At 71.2% G+C, this 18,051-nt stretch carries 17 protein-coding genes; 8 read left to right on the forward strand and 9 right to left on the reverse strand.

Annotated features, from left to right (window positions below):
• The coding region (locus ACIQ1J_RS19800; protein WP_403558253.1) for an IS3 family transposase at nt 1-771 on the forward strand (771 nt) is incomplete at its 5' end.
• Nucleotides 772-1,165: 394 nt separating this feature from the next.
• Here ACIQ1J_RS19800 and ACIQ1J_RS19805 read toward each other — a convergent pair.
• The 5 genes from ACIQ1J_RS19805 to ACIQ1J_RS19825 all read right to left on the reverse strand — a co-directional run bounded on the left by ACIQ1J_RS19805 (nt 1,166) and on the right by ACIQ1J_RS19825 (nt 4,698).
• Nucleotides 1,166-2,866 (reverse strand): methylmalonyl-CoA mutase, encoded by a 1,701-nt coding sequence (locus tag ACIQ1J_RS19805; RefSeq protein WP_403558255.1) that lies wholly within the window; start codon nt 2,864-2,866, stop codon nt 1,166-1,168.
• A 123-nt stretch (nt 2,867-2,989) separates the two neighbouring features.
• A complete protein-coding gene (locus ACIQ1J_RS19810; protein ID WP_403558257.1) occupies nt 2,990-3,331 on the reverse strand; it encodes a DUF3817 domain-containing protein in 342 nt (113 codons plus the stop codon).
• A gap of 142 nt (nt 3,332-3,473) precedes the next feature.
• Complete coding sequence (locus tag ACIQ1J_RS19815) at nt 3,474-3,986, reverse strand: MarR family winged helix-turn-helix transcriptional regulator (protein ID WP_403558259.1); 513 nt, start codon at nt 3,984-3,986, stop codon at nt 3,474-3,476.
• Nucleotides 3,987-4,063: 77 nt separating this feature from the next.
• The gene (locus ACIQ1J_RS19820) at nt 4,064-4,357 is read right to left on the reverse strand and encodes an MTH1187 family thiamine-binding protein (protein ID WP_403558261.1); all 294 of its coding nucleotides are present in this window, start codon (nt 4,355-4,357) and stop codon (nt 4,064-4,066) included.
• Entirely contained in the window at nt 4,354-4,698 is a 345-nt protein-coding gene (locus ACIQ1J_RS19825) for a DUF3817 domain-containing protein (protein ID WP_055421893.1), read from the reverse strand. Before ACIQ1J_RS19825 ends, ACIQ1J_RS19820 begins: the two co-directional genes overlap by 4 nt.
• A gap of 165 nt (nt 4,699-4,863) precedes the next feature.
• On the opposite strand from ACIQ1J_RS19825, the gene ACIQ1J_RS19830 reads away from it, so the two are divergent.
• The 4 genes from ACIQ1J_RS19830 to ACIQ1J_RS19845 all read left to right on the forward strand — a co-directional run bounded on the left by ACIQ1J_RS19830 (nt 4,864) and on the right by ACIQ1J_RS19845 (nt 7,501).
• Entirely contained in the window at nt 4,864-5,496 is a 633-nt protein-coding gene (locus tag ACIQ1J_RS19830; RefSeq protein ID WP_403558264.1) for an AIM24 family protein, read from the forward strand.
• Nucleotides 5,497-5,498: 2 nt separating this feature from the next.
• Nucleotides 5,499-6,149, forward strand: a complete 651-nt coding sequence (locus ACIQ1J_RS19835; RefSeq protein WP_403558266.1) for an AIM24 family protein — start codon at nt 5,499-5,501, stop codon at nt 6,147-6,149.
• Nucleotides 6,146-6,922 carry an AIM24 family protein gene (locus ACIQ1J_RS19840; protein ID WP_403558268.1) on the forward strand — a complete coding sequence of 259 codons (777 nt, stop codon included), beginning with the start codon at nt 6,146-6,148 and terminating at the stop codon, nt 6,920-6,922. The genes ACIQ1J_RS19835 and ACIQ1J_RS19840 overlap by 4 nt, the downstream gene beginning before the upstream one ends.
• Before the next feature lie 102 nt (nt 6,923-7,024).
• Nucleotides 7,025-7,501 (forward strand): MarR family winged helix-turn-helix transcriptional regulator, encoded by a 477-nt coding sequence (locus tag ACIQ1J_RS19845; protein ID WP_403558270.1) that lies wholly within the window; start codon nt 7,025-7,027, stop codon nt 7,499-7,501.
• A gap of 28 nt (nt 7,502-7,529) precedes the next feature.
• On the opposite strand, the gene ACIQ1J_RS19850 is transcribed toward ACIQ1J_RS19845, so the two are convergent.
• Entirely contained in the window at nt 7,530-8,972 is a 1,443-nt protein-coding gene (locus tag ACIQ1J_RS19850; RefSeq protein ID WP_403558272.1) for a sensor histidine kinase, read from the reverse strand.
• Entirely contained in the window at nt 8,969-9,637 is a 669-nt protein-coding gene (locus ACIQ1J_RS19855) for a response regulator transcription factor (protein ID WP_121749245.1), read from the reverse strand. The genes ACIQ1J_RS19850 and ACIQ1J_RS19855 overlap by 4 nt, the downstream gene beginning before the upstream one ends.
• 142 nt (nt 9,638-9,779) lie before the next feature.
• Here ACIQ1J_RS19855 and ACIQ1J_RS19860 point away from each other — a divergent pair, with 142 nt between their 5' ends.
• Nucleotides 9,780-10,514: a PepSY domain-containing protein gene (locus tag ACIQ1J_RS19860; protein WP_403558275.1), complete on the forward strand. Its 735-nt coding sequence runs from the start codon at nt 9,780-9,782 to the stop codon at nt 10,512-10,514.
• 457 nt (nt 10,515-10,971) lie between these two features.
• On the opposite strand, the gene meaB is transcribed toward ACIQ1J_RS19860, so the two are convergent.
• Complete coding sequence (gene meaB, locus ACIQ1J_RS19865; RefSeq protein ID WP_403558277.1) at nt 10,972-11,928, reverse strand: methylmalonyl Co-A mutase-associated GTPase MeaB; 957 nt, start codon at nt 11,926-11,928, stop codon at nt 10,972-10,974.
• A 62-nt stretch (nt 11,929-11,990) separates the two neighbouring features.
• The gene (locus ACIQ1J_RS19870) at nt 11,991-13,214 is read right to left on the reverse strand and encodes an acetyl-CoA C-acetyltransferase (protein WP_403558279.1); all 1,224 of its coding nucleotides are present in this window, start codon (nt 13,212-13,214) and stop codon (nt 11,991-11,993) included.
• 149 nt (nt 13,215-13,363) lie between these two features.
• Between ACIQ1J_RS19870 and mce the strand changes: the two genes are divergently transcribed.
• Entirely contained in the window at nt 13,364-13,804 is a 441-nt protein-coding gene (mce, locus tag ACIQ1J_RS19875; RefSeq protein ID WP_210960426.1) for a methylmalonyl-CoA epimerase, read from the forward strand.
• 233 nt (nt 13,805-14,037) lie between these two features.
• Nucleotides 14,038-18,021, forward strand: coding sequence for a polarized growth protein Scy (scy, locus tag ACIQ1J_RS19880; protein WP_403558281.1), 3,984 nt, complete (start codon nt 14,038-14,040; stop codon nt 18,019-18,021).
• Nucleotides 18,022-18,051 lie beyond the last annotated feature (30 nt).

Here is an 18,051-nt window from a genome sequence, read left to right on the forward strand (position 1 = left end):
CGCCCGGAATCCGCGACAGCCCAGCGGCGCGAAGAACTGCAATTGCTCATCGAGAAGGTCTTCGATATGTCCGACAGCACCTACGGGCACCGGCGCATCCAGGCCCAGCTGCACCGCTGGGGCGTGGCCGCAGGCGTGGAGCTGGTCCGCCGCCTCATGCGTGAACTGGGCCTGGTGCCCTGCCAGCCACGCCCGAAGAGGTACAACCTCACTCAGGCTGCGGCCGGCCAGGTGCCAGACCTCGTCGGCCGCGACTTCACCGCGGATGCGCCAGGCGAAAAGCTCGTCGGCGACATTACTTACATCGCGACTGGGGAAGGCTGGCTGTATCTCGCGACGGTCATCGACTGTTGCACGAAAGAAGTGATCGGCTACGCGATGGACGACCACTACCAGACTCCGCTGATATCCAGGGCGATCCGCAACGCATCACGGAACAGGAACCTCTCGGCCAGCGCGATATTTCACTCCGACCGCGGGAGTAACTACATGTCAGCCGAGTTCGGGAAGACGCTCGACCGGTTCGGGCTCCGCAGATCTTCCGGTCGCACCGGGATCTGTTTCGACAACGCCATGGCCGAATCATTCTTCGGCGCCCTGAAGAACGAGCGCGTATCAAGGGTGACTTACCTGACCCGTGAGGCCGCCCGGCAGGACATCACTCGCTACATCGAATTCTGGTACAATCGCAAACGCCTCCACTCGGCGGTGGGTTACCGCCCTCCGCGCGAAGTCCACGCCGAGTACGAGAAGTTGCGAATCGCCGCGTGAAATAGACGGTCAGAAGCCTGTCCGGAAACCGCGAGGCCCCTCATCATCCCCCTGCCTCCTACCATCTGGACACGACGATGCTGAACCAGCCAACTGACTCATCAAAGCGTCGGTTGACGCTATCCCTGGAGATAGGCGCTGCTGTGGTCTTGGCAGCCCTGGCCGTCACACTCGCGGCCCAACAGGACGTCGCCCTGGCTCTCCTCCTCGCAGTGGCCTGCGCCTCGTTTGCAACGGACGCAGTCCGACGGAGCCGAAAGAGCGGCGGTAGCTGACACTGCACGCTGACCGGGGCACCTGCCGTATCACAGGGTGCCCCGGTCAGCACCGTAGCAACCTGGTGGCGCACCGGGCTTCAGCAGGCTCGACAAACGTAGACGTCAGCCAACTGGTGCTAGAACCCCGCCGGTTCCGTATACACCCCCCACTCGTCCCGCAGCACGCCACAGATCTCCCCCAGCGTCGCCTCCGCGCGCACCGCGTCCAGCATCGGCTCGATCATGTTGCCCCCGGAGCGGGCCGCGGCCAGCATGCCGTCCAGAGCCGCGCGTACGGCCCCGTCGTCGCGGGCCGCCCTGCGCTCGCCGAGCACCCGCACCTGCTCCCGCTCGACCTCGTGACTGACCCGCAGGATCTCCAGGTCACCGGTGACGGAACCCGTGTGGACGTTGACGCCGACGACCCGCTTGTCGTCCTTCTCCAGGGACTGCTGGTAGCGGAAGGCGGACTCGGCGATCTCGCCGGTGAACCAGCCGTCCTCGATGCCGCGCAGGATGCCGGAGGTGATCGGCCCGATCGGATGCTGTCCGTCGGGGTGGGCCCTGAGCCCCCGTTCCTTGATCTGCTCGAAGATCTTCTCCGCGTCCGCCTCGATCCGGTCCGTGAGCTGCTCGACGAACCAGGAACCGCCCAGCGGGTCGGCGACGTTGGCGACGCCGGTCTCCTCCATCAGCACCTGCTGGGTGCGCAGGGCGATCTCGGCGGCCTGCTCGCTGGGCAGGGCGAGGGTCTCGTCCAGGGCGTTGGTGTGCAGGGAGTTGGTGCCGCCGAGGACCGCCGCGAGCGCCTCCACCGCCGTACGGACCACGTTGTTGTAGGGCTGCTGGGCGGTGAGCGAGACGCCGGCGGTCTGCGTGTGGAAACGCAGCCACTGCGCCTTGTCGGACCGCGCGCCGTACACGTCCCGCATCCAGCGGGCCCAGATGCGCCGCGCCGCGCGGAACTTGGCGATCTCCTCGAAGAAGTCGAGGTGCGCGTCGAAGAAGAAGGAGAGGCCGGGGGCGAAGACGTCGACGTCCAGCCCGCGGGACAGGCCCAGCTCCACGTACCCGAAGCCGTCCGCCAGCGTGTACGCCAGTTCCTGCGCGGCCGTCGAGCCGGCCTCGCGGATGTGGTAGCCGGAGACGGAGAGCGGCTTGTAGTCGGGGATGCCGGCCGCGCAGTACTCCATCAGGTCGCCGATCAGGCGCAGGTGCGGCTCGGGCTGGAAGAGCCACTCCTTCTGGGCGATGTACTCCTTGAAGATGTCGGTCTGGAGCGTGCCGTTGAGCACGGACGCGTCCACGCCCTGCCGTTCCGCGGCGACCAGGTACATGCAGAAGACGGGCACGGCGGGCCCGCTGATCGTCATGGAGGTCGTCACGTCCCCGAGCGGGATGTCGTCGAAGAGCACCTCCATGTCGGCGGCCGAGTCGATGGCCACCCCGCAGTGCCCGACCTCGCCCAGGGAGCGGGGGTCGTCGGAGTCGCGGCCCATCAGCGTCGGCATGTCGAAGGCGACCGAGAGCCCGCCTCCGCCGTTGCGGAGGATCATCTTGTAGCGCTCGTTGGTCTGCTCGGCGTTGCCGAACCCGGCGAACTGCCGGATGGTCCACGTCCGGCCTCGGTAACCGGTCGGATGCAGGCCGCGGGTGAAGGGGTACTCCCCCGGCCAGCCGATCCGCTCGAAGCCCTCGTACTCGTCCCCGGGCCGGGGCCCGTACACCGGCTCCACGGGATCGCCGGAGAGCGTGGTGAAGTCCGCGTCGCGCTTGCGCGCCGCGTCGTACCGGGCCTGCCAGCGAAGGCGGCCCTCCTCTATGGCGTGAGCGTCCATACCCTCGAATTTACTAGGACGTCCAAGTAAATGTCGATGGGGTACCGCCGTACGGGTGCCCGTACGGCGGTGAGAGGGCTTGACAGGGCCGGTCAGGACCCGGCAGCGCCCGGCAGCACTTGGCTAGGCCTTGGCGACCGCGGGCGCCTCGGCCGCGGCGACCTTGGCCTCCAGCTCCTGGCTGACCTTGCGCTCCACGAAGAACGCGGCGGTCGGGATGGTCCCGGCCAGCAGCACCCACAGCTGCTTGCTGACCTTCCACTTCGCCTTGGCGCCCAGGTCGAAGGCGACAACCAGGTAGACGACATAGAGCCAGCCGTGCGCGATGCTGACGATGCGGGTGAAGTCGGCGGCACCGTCCATGTCCAGCAGGTACTTGGCGATCATGCCGAGGCAGAGCAGGATCAGCAGCACACCGGTGACGTACGCCATGGCGCGGTAGCGGGTCAGCACGCTTCGTTTCATGCATACGAGCGTAACCGCCCGAAAAATCCCCGCAGAGGCGGGGAGCACACACACGGCTGGCTATCCGTGGTCTACCTCGTGGGAACATCTCCGCATCGGCGGAGAGCAGCGTGCTGACCCACGACGAGCGTAAGGGCGCCGCTCAGTCCGTGTCTGCGAAATCCCCGGCCGCCACCCGCAAGGGGCGCAGCATCGCGAAGATCTCGCCGCACTCCTCCGCGTCGTACGCGCCCAGGCCGAAGTCCATCGCCATGAGGTCGCGGGTGGCCGCCTCGACCACCTCACGGCCCTTGTCGGTGATGGTGGCGAGCGTGCCGCGGCCGTCGTTCGGGTTGGGGCGCTTGTCCACCAGGCCCGACCTCACCAGCCGGTCGACGGTGTTCGTCACGGAGGTGGGGTGCACCATGAGGCGCTCACCGATCTTGGACATCGGCAGTTCGCCCGACTTGGAGAAGGTGAGCAGTACCAGCGCCTCGTAGCGCGCGAAGGTCAGTCCGTACGGCTTGACCACCGCGTCCACCTCGGCCAGCAGGATCTGGTGCGCCCGCATGATCGAGGTGATGGCGGACATGGAGGGCACGCCGCCCCAGCGCTGCTTCCAGAGTTCGTCGGCACGGGCGATGGGATCGAAGGAGAGACTGAGGGGCTTCGGCACGGCAACAGACCATACCGGCCGGTCACATGTCGGTCAGCCCCGTCTCGCCTTTCGATACCACCGCCCGCGACACGCCGCTACTCGGCGAGGTGCCGCTCCACCGTCTCCACCTTCGACGTCAGGCCGTCCGCCACGCCGGGGCGGATGTCCGCCTTGAGGACCAGGGAGACGCGCGGCGCCCGCGCCTCGACGGCGGCGACGGCCCGCCGGACGACGTCCATGACCTCGTCCCACCCACCCTCCACGGACGTGAACATAGCGTCGGTGCGGTTCGGCAGGCCCGACTCGCGGACCACCCGGACGGCGTCGGCGACGTACTCCCCCACGTCCTCGCCGACGCCGAGCGGCGTCACTGAGAAGGCGACGATCACGCGCCCACGACCCCTTCCTGGCGGGCGCGGGAGGCGATGACCGCGCTCTCGGCCTCACGCTTGAGCCTGCGCTCGGCGAAGAAGCCGCCGGTCGGCAGGACGGACATGACGAAGTAGAAGGCGGCGGTGCCGAAGGACCACTTGGCGCGGTTCCAGGCGTCCGCCCAGAAGATCACGTAGAGGACGAAGAGAACGCCGTGGACCATGCCCATCACGGGCACCGCGTTGAAGTCAGTGGTCCGCTTCAGGACGGAGCAGACCAGCAGCAGGAGGAACGAGATCGCCTCGGGGCCGGAGACCAGGCGGAGGCGGCGGAGGGCGGAGGCGGTCTTGAGGTCCACGGGTCACCTTCGGTGGGAGAGTCGCCGTGCCTGCACGACGAGCTGGGGTTTGTGAACGTGCGCACAAGCGCGCGTCCATTGTGGCAAACCGCCGACGCGCCCGGGCGAGGGGGGCGGGAACCTGTTGGCGGGCCCGCTCGGCGGGCTACCGTCACATTTGTGGCGATGTTCCGACTTCAAGACAGCAAGGTACTCGCCGTCGACATGACCGGGGACGCCGTGAAGGCGAAGAACGGCTCGATGGTCGCGTACGACGGCGAGATGGCCTTCAAGAAGCTGAGCGGCGGCGGTGAGGGGCTCCGGGGCATGGTGACCCGGCGGATCACCGGCGAGCAGATGACGGTGATGGAGGTGAAGGGGCGCGGGACCTGCTGGTTCGCGGACCGGGCCTCGGAGATCAGCCTCGTGGGTCTCCAGGGCGACACGCTGTACGTCGAGTCCAGCAACTTCCTGGCGGCCGACGCCGGGCTGCGGACGGGCACCAGCTTCACGGGAACGCGCGGGGCCTCCCAGGGCAACGGGCTGTTCACCACGACCGTGGAGGGGCACGGGCAGGTGGCGATCATGTCGGACGGGCCGGCGGTGGTGCTGCGGGTCAGCGCCCAGTACCCGCTGACGGTCGACCCGGGCGCGTACGTCGCGCACCAGGGGAACCTGCGGCAGTCCTTCCAGTCGGGTGTGACCTTCCACACGCTGTTCGGTGAGGGCGGCGGCGAGGCCTTCCAGATCCGCTTCGAGGGCGACGGTCTGGTGTACGTGCAGCCGAGCGAGCGGAACACGATCGCGGGGGATGTCTGACCATGGCCTTCCAGGAGATCAACTCCAAGATGGTGCAGGCGACCGTCGCGCCGGGACAGCGGCTGTTCAGTCAGCGCGGCGCGATGCTCGCCTACCAGGGGGACGTGTCCTTCACCCCGAACATGTCCGGCGGCCAGGGCGGCGTCATGTCGATGATCGGCCGCCGGGTGGCGAACGAGGACACGCCGCTGATGACCGTCGAGGGCAGCGGCACCGTGCTCTTCGGGCACGGCGGCCACCACGTCCAGGTGATCGGCCTCGCCGGCGACACCCTGTACGTCGAGGCGGACCGCCTCCTCGCCTTCGAGGGCACCCTGGAGCAGGGCACCGTGTTCCTGGGGTCGCAGGGCGGGGTCATGGGCATGGTGCGCGGGCAGGTCAGCGGTCAGGGGCTGTTCACGACGACGCTGAAGGGCCACGGCTCGGTGGCGGTGATGGCCCACGGGGGCGTCTTCGAGATCCCCATCACCCCGCAGCGCCCGGTGCGCGTCGACCCGCAGGCCTACGTCGCCCACCACGGCGACGTACGCAACAAGCTGTCCACGGCGATGGGCTGGCGGGACATGGTGGGGCGCGGCTCCGGCGAGGCGTTCCAGCTGGAGCTGAGCGGCAGCGGCACGGTGTTCGTCCAGGCGTCCGAGGAGAAGCTTTGAGCACGGTCCACCACGACCCGGCGACGCTGCCGGCCGACGACAACGTCAACGCGTACACCTTCTGCGTGGAGCTCAGGGGGAGCCAGTGGTTCCTGCAGAAGGGGAAGATGATCGCCTACTACGGGACGATCGAGTTCAACGGGATCGGGCACGGCCGGCTGGACCGTCTGATGCGCACGTCCTTCCATTCGCCTCTGCACGCGAGCGACTGGGTCGTGGCGGAGGGCTCGGGCAAGATGCTCCTCGCCGACCGGGCCTTCGATGTGAATTCATATGACCTTGAAGACGGCAACCTGACCATTCGCTCGGGCAACTTGCTTGCATTTCAGCCAAGTCTCGCCCTCAAGCAGTCGATCGTGCCGGGTTTCCTGACACTCGTCGGAACCGGAAAGTTCGTGGCCGCGTCGAACGGCCCGGTGGTGTTCATGGAACCCCCGATCCGGGTCGACCCCCAGGCCCTGGTCGGCTGGGCCGACTGCCCGTCGCCGTGCCATCACTACGACCACGGGTACATGACCGGCCTGATGGGCGGTCTACGTGCGATGACGGGGCTCGGCGGGGCCTCCGGGGAGGAGCACCAGTTCGAGTTCGTGGGGGCGGGGACGGTGCTGCTGCAGTCGAGCGAGGCGCTGATGGCGGAGCAGGCCACGGGGGCCACTCCGCAACAGGCGGGGGTGCCCGGCGGTGGCGCGTCCGGAGCGGCCGGAGGCCGGTCCGGGGTACCGGGGCTTCCCGGACAGCTGGGGGACCTCCAGCGCCGCTTCGGGCTGTGAGCGGTAATCTGCGGAGTGTGACATCGAACGCGTGCGCACTCGTCACCGTCACGGAAAACCCTTCACTAGTTCGCCTTTCAACCTTTTAGGTAGACTTCATTCATGGAGACCGAGACGGCCACCCGCTGGCTGACCGATACGGAGCAGTGTGCTTGGCGCACCCACCTGGAGGTCAACAAGCTGTTGACGCACCAGCTCGAGAAGGACCTGCAGCCGTTCGGCCTGACAATGAACGACTACGAAATCCTGGTGAACCTCTCCGAGTCGGAGGGCGACAGAATGCGGATGAGCGACCTGGCCACTGCCACGATGCAGTCCAAGAGCCGCCTCTCCCACCAGGTCACCCGCATGGAGAACGCGGACCTGGTCCGGCGGGAGAACTGCGAGTCCGACCGCCGCGGTCTCTACGCCGTCCTCACCGAGCACGGCCTGGAGACGATGCGGAAGGTCGCGCCGCACCACGTGGCGTCCGTGCGCAGGCATTTCATCGACCTGCTGGCCCCCGAGGCCCTGACCGAGCTCGACAAGGCGCTCAAGCCGATCGCGGAGCACCTGCGCGGGCAGCGAGGACGCCCCTGATCACGCCCTCGCGGGCCGTGAAGGCGGCCTAGGCACCCGGCAGGCGGAGCTCGAACAGGGCGCCGCCTGCCGGTGCTTCGTGGACGGTGAGCGTGCCGCCGTGCCGCACGGCGACGTCACGGGCGATGGCCAGCCCCAGCCCCGCCCCGCCGTCGTCGCGGCTGCGGGCGGCGTCGAGCCGTACGAACCTCTCGAAGATTCGCTCCCGGTCGGCCGCCGGCACGCCCTCCCCGTCGTCGGCCACCGCGACCACGGCCGTGCCGCCGTCCCGCCGGACGGACACCTCCACCGCCGAGCGGGCGTGCCGCTGCGCGTTGTCGAGCAGGTTGGCCAGCACCCGCCCCAGCTGCCCCCGCGACCCGGCCACCGTCACCTCGCCCGCGACATCGTCCTCGGCCCGCACGCTCACCCCGCTCCGGCCCCCGGCCTCCTCCCGCGCGAGCGCCGCGAGGTCGACGCGCGCGTCGGCGGGCCGCTCCCCCGCGTCCAGCCTGGCCAGCAGCAACAGGTCGGCGGCGAGCCGCTGCAGCCGTACGGTGTCCTCCACGGCGCCGTCGAGGTCGAGCAGCTCCGGGTGGGCGGCGGCCACCTCCAGCTGGGTGCGCAGCGAGGCGATCGGGCTGCGCAGCTCGTGCGAGGCGTCGGCGACGAAACGCCGCTGCCGCTCCACCGAGGACTCCAGGGCGGCCAGCGTCCGGTTGGTCGTCGAGGCGAGCCGGGCGACCTCGTCGTGCGTGTCCGGCACCGGGACGCGGCGCGCGAGGTCCTCGCTCGCGGTGATCGCGGTCATCTCCCGGCGGATGCCCGCCACGGGGCGCAGCGCGCGCCCGGTGACCAGCCAGGTCACCCACCCGACGACCGCGAGCAGCAGCGGGAAGCCGATCAGCATGACGGTCAGCGCGGTGTTCACGGCGCCGTGTTCGGCGGACAGCGGGGCGCCGGCGTAGACGGTGAGGTCTTCCCCGGCCCGGTTCTGCACGGGCACTGCGGCGAAGCGGTAGTCCTCCGTGTCGCCGTCGATCGTCGCGGAACCGTCGCTGACGGTGGTTCGCTCGCCGATCCCGCCGGGCGCCAGCGACTCGCCGGAGTCGTCGTCGTCCGAGTCGTCGTCGTCCGAGTCGTCGTCCGAGTCGTCGTCGCCGGTGGGACTGGGCTGCGGCTTCACCGCGTCGACACCGGTACCGCTGATCCGCTCCAGGTCCTCGCTGGCGGCGACCAGCCCGCCGTCCTCGTCGACGACCTGCACCGGACGGTCGTCCACGTCCAGCGACAGTTCGGCGTACGGCGTCCCGACGGCCAGTTCGGTGGCGACCTCCCGCGCGGAGCGCTCCGCCTGGGTGCCGGCCTCGCCGAGCAGGTTGGAGCGCAGGGACAGCAGGACGGCGGTACCGGCCGCGACGAGGGCGACGGCGACCACGAGGGTGGCGCCCAGCGTGGCCCGGGCCCGGACCGACCCGAGGAGCCGGCTCATCGCTCGACCTCCAGCCGGTAGCCGGCGCCGCGCACGGTGCGGATGAGACCTGCGCGCAGTTTGCGCCGCAGGGCGCTGACGTACACCTCGACGATGTTGGGGTCGCCCTCGTAGGCGAAGTCCCAGACGTGCTCCAGGATCTCCGCCTTGGACACGACCTGTCCGGCCCGCACCACGAGCTGCTCCAGGACGGCGAACTCCTTCGCGGTGAGGGTGACTTCGCGTTCGCCCAGGAAGACCCGGCGGGCGGCGGTGTCGACCTTCAGGTCGCCGTGGACGTGCACGGGCGAGGCGCCCGCGCCCTGCGCCCGGCGCCGCAGCAGGGCCTTCACCCGGGCGACGAGGACGACGTACGAGAAGGGCTTGGTGAGGTAGTCGTCCGCGCCCGTGTCCAACCCCTCCGCCTCGTCGTACTCGCCGTCCTTGGCGGTGAGCATGAGGATCGGCACGTCGTGCCCGGCGGCGCGCAGGGCGGCGCAGACCCGGTAGCCGTTGAGGCCGGGCAGCATGATGTCGAGGATGACGAGGTCGTACGTGCCCTCGCCGGCCCGGTGCAGGCCCTCCAGGCCGTCGTGGACGACGTCCACGGCGTAGCCCTCGGCGGTGAGGCCCTTGGCGAGCGACACGGCGAGACGCTTCTCGTCCTCCACGATCAACAGGCGCATGGGTAGAGGGTCCCAAAACCAAGCTGAAGTTCCCTTCAGGCGGCTTCAGCTCGGCCTCAGCGTCGGTCCGCGACAGTGAAGGCGTCGAAATCACATCGACTCGAACGAACTCGTACGACTTCCATGTCCCGGGAGGAACCGCATGAAGCGCAACATCGTGATCGCCGTCGTCACCGCCGCCGCACTGATCGGAGGCGGTACGGCGACGGCTCTGGCGACCTCGGGGAACGACGACCCGGGTACGACGCGGCAGGCGGACGTCCGGGCCTCGGACGACGACGCGAACGACGACGCCGGTGACGGGACGGACGACGACGCCGGTGACCGGGACGGTTCCCGCGACCGTGACGACGACGGTGAGCGCGCCGCCTCCGCGAAGGTGACGGCGGCAGACGCCATCGCCTCCGCCCTGAAGAAGGCGCCGGGCACCGCCGTCTCCGCCGAACTGGACGACGAGGACGGCGACGACGACGGTGAGCGCGCGGCCTGGGAGGTCGACGTCCTCGCCGGTGACGGCACCTGGCACAGCGTGCGGATCGACCCGGCCGACGGCAAGGTCCTCGGCTCGGAGACGGACGACGAGGACGACACCGACGAGGTGCGGGCCGCCCTGAAGGGCTCGTCCGTGGACGCCGCCGAGGCCGCGCAGGCGGCGGCCGGCCACGGCACCGTGACCTCCGTGGAGCTGGACGACGACGGCCACTACGGCGACGGCAGGGCGGCCTGGGAGGTCGAGACGCGGTCCTCCGGCAACGGCGAGCGGGACTGGCGGGTCGGCTTGAAGTCCGGCGAGGTCACGGCCGACCGCTCGCACGGCCCGGACTCCGGCGGTTCGGACTCCGCCGGTTCGGACGACTCCGGCTCGGACGACGACTGATCGGCCCCGGCCGCTCGGCGGACCACCGGCCGCGACGCGCCGCCTCCTGACAGCGCCCCGGCACGTCCGGCGGCCCACGGACGACCGCGCCCGCCGGACGTCCCGGCACGCAAAGGCGACGCGAACGTGTGTGCGTGGGGTCGCCGGCCGAGGTGGCGGTTGCGGGATCGACGGGATACCGACCGAGGCCCGCGCCCGTACGCCGTGGCCGCGGGCGGGCTCGTGCGTTCCCCGGCAGGGGATCACCCGGCGACTTCGGCCGCTCCCGCGCCAAGGCCCACCAGGACATCTCAGTCGATGGCACAAGACCTCCTGGAGCGCCGCTCCAGGAGGCGGCCCGAGCCGGGAATCCCCTTCCCTTTCGGGACGGGAGGATGCGAGGCCGTGTCGCACCAGGCGCGCCCGGGGCCGCGGCGGGGACGCGGGAAGCCCCAGCCAGAAAGCCGCCCGCGTCCGCTCAGCCCTTCGTCAGCCCTGCCACCAACTCGTCCGCGGCACGGTAGGGATCCAGTTCCCCCCCGACGATGCGTTCCGCCAGCGCGCCCAGGCGGCGGTCGCCGTGGAGGTCGCCGATGCGTTCGCGCAGGGTGGTGACGGCGATCGTCTCGACCTCGCGGGCGGCGCGGGTGCGGCGGCGTTCGGCCAGGACGTCCCGTTCCTCCATCCACGCGCGGTGCTTCTCGAGGGCCTCGACGACCTCGTCCACGCCCTCGCCGCGCGCGGCGACCGTCTTGACGATGGGCGGGCGCCAGTCGCCGGGGCCGCGGGACTCGCCGAGACCCAGCATGTGGTTCAGCTCGCGGGCGGTCGCGTCCGCGCCGTCGCGGTCGGCCTTGTTGACGACGTAGACGTCGCCGATCTCCAGGATTCCGGCCTTGGCCGCCTGGATGCCGTCGCCCATGCCCGGGGCGAGGAGGACGACGGAGGTGTCGGCCTGGGAGGCGATCTCGACCTCCGACTGGCCCACGCCCACCGTCTCGACCAGGATCACGTCGCAGCCCGCCGCGTCGAGGACGCGGATCGCCTGCGGCGCGGCCCAGGCGAGGCCGCCGAGGTGGCCGCGGGTCGCCATCGAGCGGATGTAGACGCCCGGGTCGGACGCGTGCTCCGACATCCGGACGCGGTCGCCGAGCAGGGCGCCGCCGGAGAAGGGGGAGGACGGGTCGACGGCGAGCACGCCGACCCGCTTGCCCTGCTTGCGGTACGCCGTCACCAGCGCCGAGGTGGAGGTGGACTTGCCGACACCCGGCGAGCCGGTAAGACCGACCACGTATGCCCCGCCGGTCAGCGGCGCGAGGGCCGCCATGACCTCCCTGAGCTGCGGGGACGCCCCCTCCACCAGGGAGATCAGCCGGGCCACGGCCCGCGGCCGGCCTTCCCTGGCCTGGGCGACCAGCGAGGAGACGTCCTGCATCACAGCTCCGTTCGGCTTCGTTCGGTGTTGAAGGCGGGAAGGCCAGAAGGCGTATCGCGCGCTCAGGCCTTGGGTACCCGCACGATCAGCGCGTCACCCTGGCCGCCGCCGCCGCACAGCGCCGCCGCGCCGACCCCGCCGCCGCGCCGCTTCAGTTCCAGCGCCAGGTGCAGCACGAGCCGGGCACCGGACATGCCGATGGGGTGGCCCAGGGCAATGGCGCCGCCGTTGACGTTCACCTTTTCGGTGGAGACGCCGAGGTCCTTCATTGACTGCACGGCGACGGCCGCGAAAGCCTCGTTGATCTCGATCAGGTCGAGGTCCTCGACCTGAAGGCCCTCCTTCTTCAGGGCGTGCCGGATGGCGTTGGACGGCTGCGACTGCAAAGAGTTGTCCGGCCCGGCGACGTTGCCGTGGGCGCCGATCTCCGCGATCCACTCCAGGCCCAGTTCCTGCGCCTTGGCCTTGCTCATGACGACCACGGCCGCGGCGCCGTCGGAGATCTGCGAGGCCGAGCCCGCGGTGATCGTGCCGTCCTTGGAGAACGCCGGGCGCAGCCTGCCCAGCGACTCGGCGGTGGTGTCGCCGCGGATGCCCTCGTCCGTGCTGAACAGCACCGGGTCGCCCTTGCGCTGCGGGATCTCGACCGGGGTGATCTCGGCCTCGTAGACGCCGTTCTTCTGGGCGGCGGCGGCGCGCTGGTGGGACAGGGCGGCGATCTCGTCCTGGACGCCGCGCTCGATGCCGAGGCGGGTGTTGTGCTTCTCGGTGGACTCGCCCATGGCGACGCCCTCGAAGGAGTCGGTCAGACCGTCGTACGCCATGGCGTCGACCATCTGAACCGCGCCGTACTTGTAGCCCTCGCGGGACTTCGGCAGCAGGTGCGGCGCGTTGGTCATGGACTCCTGGCCGCCGGCCACGACCACGTCGAATTCACCGGCGCGAATGAGCTGGTCGGCGAGCGCGATGGCGTCGAGGCCGGAGAGGCAGACCTTGTTGACCGTGAGCGCCGGGACGTCCATGGGGATGCCGGCCTTGACGGCGGCCTGGCGGGCCGGGATCTGCCCCGCGCCGGCCTGGAGCACCTGGCCCATGATCACGTACTGGACCTGGTCGCCGCCGATCCCCGCGCGGTCGAGGGCGGCCTTGATCGCGAAGCCGCCGAGGTCGGCCCCGGAGAAGGACTTCAGCGAGCCGAGGAGCCGCCCCATCGGGGTACGGGCACCCGCGACGATGACGGAGGTCGTGCCGTTCGTTCCAGAGGTTTCAGAGATTCCAGAAGACATGAGCTGCGATCCCCTTTTCCGGCCCGCACAGGCCGAGGAGTGAACGAGGGTTTACTCGAATGTACTGAGCGGTATCCCGCCCGTCACCCGGCGGTCGGTGTGATCGCGCGCACGTTGCGTAACCACCTCCGGAGCGCTGCACTGAATCCATGCTGACGCGAATCGACCACATCGGAATCGCCTGCCGCGACCTCGACACCACCGTCGAGTTCTACCGTGCCACCTATGGCTTCGAGGTGTTCCACACCGAGGTCAACGAGGAGCAGGGCGTACGTGAGGCCATGCTCAAGATCAACGATACGTCGGACGGCGGAGCCTCGTACCTCCAGCTGCTGGAGCCGACCCGGGAGGACTCCGCGGTCGGGAAGTGGCTCGCCAAGAACGGCGAGGGCGTCCACCACATCGCCTTCGGTACGGCGGACGTGGACGCCGACGCCGCGGACATCCGGGGCAAGGGCGTACGCGTTCTGTACGACGAGCCCCGGCGCGGTTCCATGGGGTCGCGGATCACCTTCCTGCACCCCAAGGACTGCCATGGCGTACTGACAGAACTGGTCACTTCGGCGGCCGTTGAGTCACCTGAGCACTGACTCTCGTACATATGGGCCGGTAGGGTTGGGCGCGGTCGCCGCTCAGTCCAGGGTGACCCGGTCCTGTCGTCTGTGGTGGCGGGACCGCCGGGGTCGTGTTTCGGGGGGCGGACGCCGGGGCAGAAGCGCATGCTCCGCCGTTGATCTGACACCATTCCCCGGGGGCCCCGTCCGTTGGACGGACGGAGCTCGTTCGGGAAGATTTGCGACCAGGGGACGGATGGGACCGCGCAGTGCGGGGCTACGAGAGCCAGGAGCGAGAGCCGGCGGCTGACGTCGACCACCTCTCTCGGTTCGAGGCCGAGATGAAGCGGCTGAAGACCGAGCGGGAAAAGGCGATCCAGCACGCCGAGGACCTCGGCTACCAGGTCGAGGTGCTGCGCGCCAAGTTGCACGAGGCGCGGCGCACCATCATGTCCCGGCCCGCCTTCGACGGCGGCGACATCGGGTACCAGGCCGAGCAGTTGCTGCGCAACGCGCAGACGCAGGCCGACCAGCTGCGCTCGGACGCCGAGCGGGAGCTGAGCCAGGCCCGCGCGCAGACGCAGCGCATCCTCCAGGAGCACGCCGAGCAGGCCGCCCGGCTCCAGGCCGAGCTGCACCAGGAGGCGGTGACCCGCCGCCAGCAGCTGGACCAGGAGCTGGCCGAGCGCCGGCAGACCGTCGAGTCGCACGTCAACGAGAACGTGGCCTGGGCCGAGCAGCTGCGTGCCCGCACCGAACAGCAGGCCCGCCGGCTGCTCGACGAGTCCCGTGCCGAGGCCGAGCAGTCCCTGGCCGCGGCCCGCGCCGAGGCGAAGCGGCTGACGTCCGAGGCCCGGCAGCGGCTGCGGGACGACGCCGAGAGCGCCCGCAGCGAGGCCGAGCAGATCCTGCGCCGCGCCCGCACCGACGCCGAGCGGCTGCTGAACGCCGCCTCCACGCAGGCGCAGGAGGCCACCGACCACGCCGAGCAGCTGCGCAGCTCCACCGCCACCGAGTCGGAGTCGACCCGCCGCCAGGTCCAGGAGCTGAGCCGGGCCGCCGAGCAGCGGATGTCCGAGGCCGAGGAGGCGCTGCGCAAGGCGCAGGCCGAGGCCGAGAAGGTGGTCGCCGAGGCCAAGGAGTCCGCGGCCAAGGCCCTCGCGAGCGCCGAGCAGACCAACGAGCAGCGCACCCGCACCGCCAAGGAGCAGGTCGCCCGGCTGGTCGGCGAGGCCACCAAGGACGCCGAGACCACCAAGAGCGAGGCCGAGCAGCTGGTCGCGGACGCCCGCGCCGAGGCCGAGAAGACCGTCGCCGAGGCGGTCGAGAAGGCCCGTACACTCACCGCCGAGGAGTCGGCCACCCAGCTGTCGAAGGCGGCCAAGACCGCCGAGGACGTGCTGAACAAGGCGTCTGAGGACGCCAAGCGGACCACGAAGGCCGCCACCGAGGAGGCCGAGCGGATCCGCACCGAGGCCGAGGCCGAGGCGGACCGGCTGCGCGCCGAGGCGCACGACATCGCCGCCGAGCTCAAGGGCGCGGCGAAGGACGACACCAAGGAGTACCGCGCCAAGACCGTCGAGCTGCAGGAGGAGGCACGCCGGCTGCGCGGCGAGGCCGAGCAGCTGCGCGCCGACGCCGTCGCCGAGGGCGAGAAGATCCGCGCCGAGGCCCGCAAGGAGGCCGTGGCGCAGATCGAGGAGGCGGCGAAGACCGCCGAGGAGCTGCTCGCCAAGGCCAAGGCGGACGCCGACGAGCTGCGGCAGACCGCGACGACGGACGGCGAGAAGGTCCGCGCCGAGGCCATCGAGCGGGCGACGACCCTGCGCCGGCAGGCCGAGGAGACCCTGGAGCGCACCCGCGCCGAGGCCGAGCGGCACCGCGCGGAGGCCGCCGAGCTCGCCGAGGAGCTCCAGGCGGAGGCCGAGCGGGCCGCCCGCGAGCTGCGCGAGGAGACCGAGCGCGCCGTCGAGGCCCGGCGGGTGGAGGCCGCCGAGGAGCTGACGCGGCTGCACACCGAGGCGGAGGAGCGCCGCACCGCCGCCGAGCAGGCGCTGACCGAGGCCCGTGAGGAGGGCGAGCGGATCCGCCGCGAGGCGGCCGAGGAGAGCGAGCGGCTGCGCACGGACGCGGCGGAGCGGATCCGTACGCTCCAGCAGCAGGCCGAGACGGAGGCCGAGCGGCTGCGCACCGAGGCCGCCGCGGACGCTTCCGCCTCCCGCGCGGAGGGCGAGAACATCGCCGTACGCCTGCGGTCGGAGGCCGCCAGCGAGGCGGAGCGGCTGAAGTCGGAGGCGCAGGAGAGCGCCGACCGGGTGCGGGCGGAGGCGCAGTCCGCCGCCGAGCGCATCGCCGCCGAGGCGTCCGAGGCGCTGGCCGCCGCGCAGGAGGAGGCCGCCCGGCGCCGGCGCGAGGCCGAGGAACTGCTCGCCGACGCCCGGCAGGAGGCGGACCAGGAGCGCGAGCGGGCCCGCGAGCAGAGCGAGGAGCTGCTGGCCTCGGCGCGCAACCGCGTGGAGGAGGCGCAGGCCGAGGCGACCAGGCTGGTCGAGGAGGCCGACCGGCGCGCGACCGAGATGGTGTCGGCCGCCGAGCAGCACGCCCAGCAGGTACGGGAGTCGGTCGCCGGGCTGCACGAGCAGGCCCAGGAGGAGATCACCGGGCTGCGCAGCGCCGCCGAGCACGCGGCGGAGCGCACCCGGCGCGAGGCCGAGGAGGAGGCGGACCGGGTCCGCGCCGACGCCTACGCGGAGCGGGAGCGGGCGAGCGAGGACTCCGGACGGCTCAGGCGCGAGGCGCGGGAGGAGACGGAGGCCGCCAAGGCGCTGGCCGAGCGGACGGTGTCCGAGGCCATCACGGAGGCCGAGCGGATCCGCACGGACGTCTCCGAGCACGCCCAGCGGGTGCGCACGGAGGCCTCCGACGCCATCGCCGAGGCCGAGCAGTCCGCGTCGCGGACCCGGGCGGACGCCCGCGAGGACGCCAACCGCATCCGGTCCGACGCGGCGACGCAGGCGGACACCCTGATCACCGAGGCGCGCTCCGAGGCGGAGCGGCTCACCACGGAGACCGCGGCCGAGACCGACCGGATCCGGACGGAGACGGTCGCGGAGGCGGAGCGCGTCCGCACCGAGGCGGCGAACGAGGCCGCGCGGGTCCGGACGGAGGCGGCCGACGAGGCGGAGCGGCTGCGGACCGAGACGGTCGCCGAGGCGGACCGGGTCAGGACCGAGGCCAGTGCCCGGGCCGAGCAGCTGGTCTCGGACGCCACCGGCGAGGCCGAGCGGCTGCGGGCCGAGGCCGCCGAGACGGTCGGCTCCGCGCAGCAGCACGCCGAGCGCGTCCGCGCCGAGGCGGAGCGTCTCCGGGCCGAGACGGCGGCGGAGGCCGAGCGGGTCACCGCGGCCGCCCGCGAGGAGGCCGAGCGCACCCTCGACGAGGCCCGCAAGGACGCCAACAAGCGGCGCTCCGAGGCGGCCGAGCAGGTCGACACGCTCATCACGGAGACCACGGCCGAGGCCGACAAGCTGCTCACCGAGGCCCAGCAGCAGGCCCAGAAGGCCACCGCGGAGGCCGAGTCGCAGGCCGACACGATGGTCGGCGCGGCGCGCACGGAGGCCGACCGGATCGTCGCGCAGGCGACGGTCGAGGGCAACACCCGGGTGGAGAAGGCCCGTACGGACGCGGACGAGCTGCTGGTCGGCGCCCGCCGGGACGCGACCGCCATAAGGGAGCGCGCGGAGGAGCTGCGCGAGCGGCTCACCTCCGAGATCGAGGAGTTGCACGAGCGGGCCCGCCGCGAGGCCGCCGAGACGATGAAGTCGGCCGGCGACCGCTGCGACGCGCTCATCAAGGCCGCCGAGGAGCAGCTCGCCAAGGCGGAGGCGAAGGCCAAGGAGCTGGTGTCGGAGGCCAACTCCGAGGCCGGCAAGGTGCGCATCGCCGCCGTCAAGAAGGCGGAGGGGCTGCTCAAGGAGGCCGAGCAGAAGAAGGCGTCCCTGGTCCGGGAGGCCGAGGAGCTCAAGGCCGAGGCGGTCCGCGAGGCCCGGCAGACGGTCGAGGAGGGCAAGCGCGAGCTGGAGATCCTGGTGCGGCGCCGCGAGGACATCAACGCGGAGATCTCCCGGGTGCAGGACGTGCTGGAGGCGCTGGAGTCCTTCGAGGCGCCGACGGGCGGCGGCAAGGACAACGGGGTCAAGGCCGGTGCCACGGTGGGCGCCCCACGTTCGGGTGGCAAGTCGTCAGACGGCTAGCGCCCGGGGTGGATTCAATGATCTGCTGGA

The organism is Streptomyces sp. NPDC097107, assembly GCF_044762405.1.
Lineage (GTDB): Bacteria > Actinomycetota > Actinomycetes > Streptomycetales > Streptomycetaceae > Streptomyces > Streptomyces thinghirensis.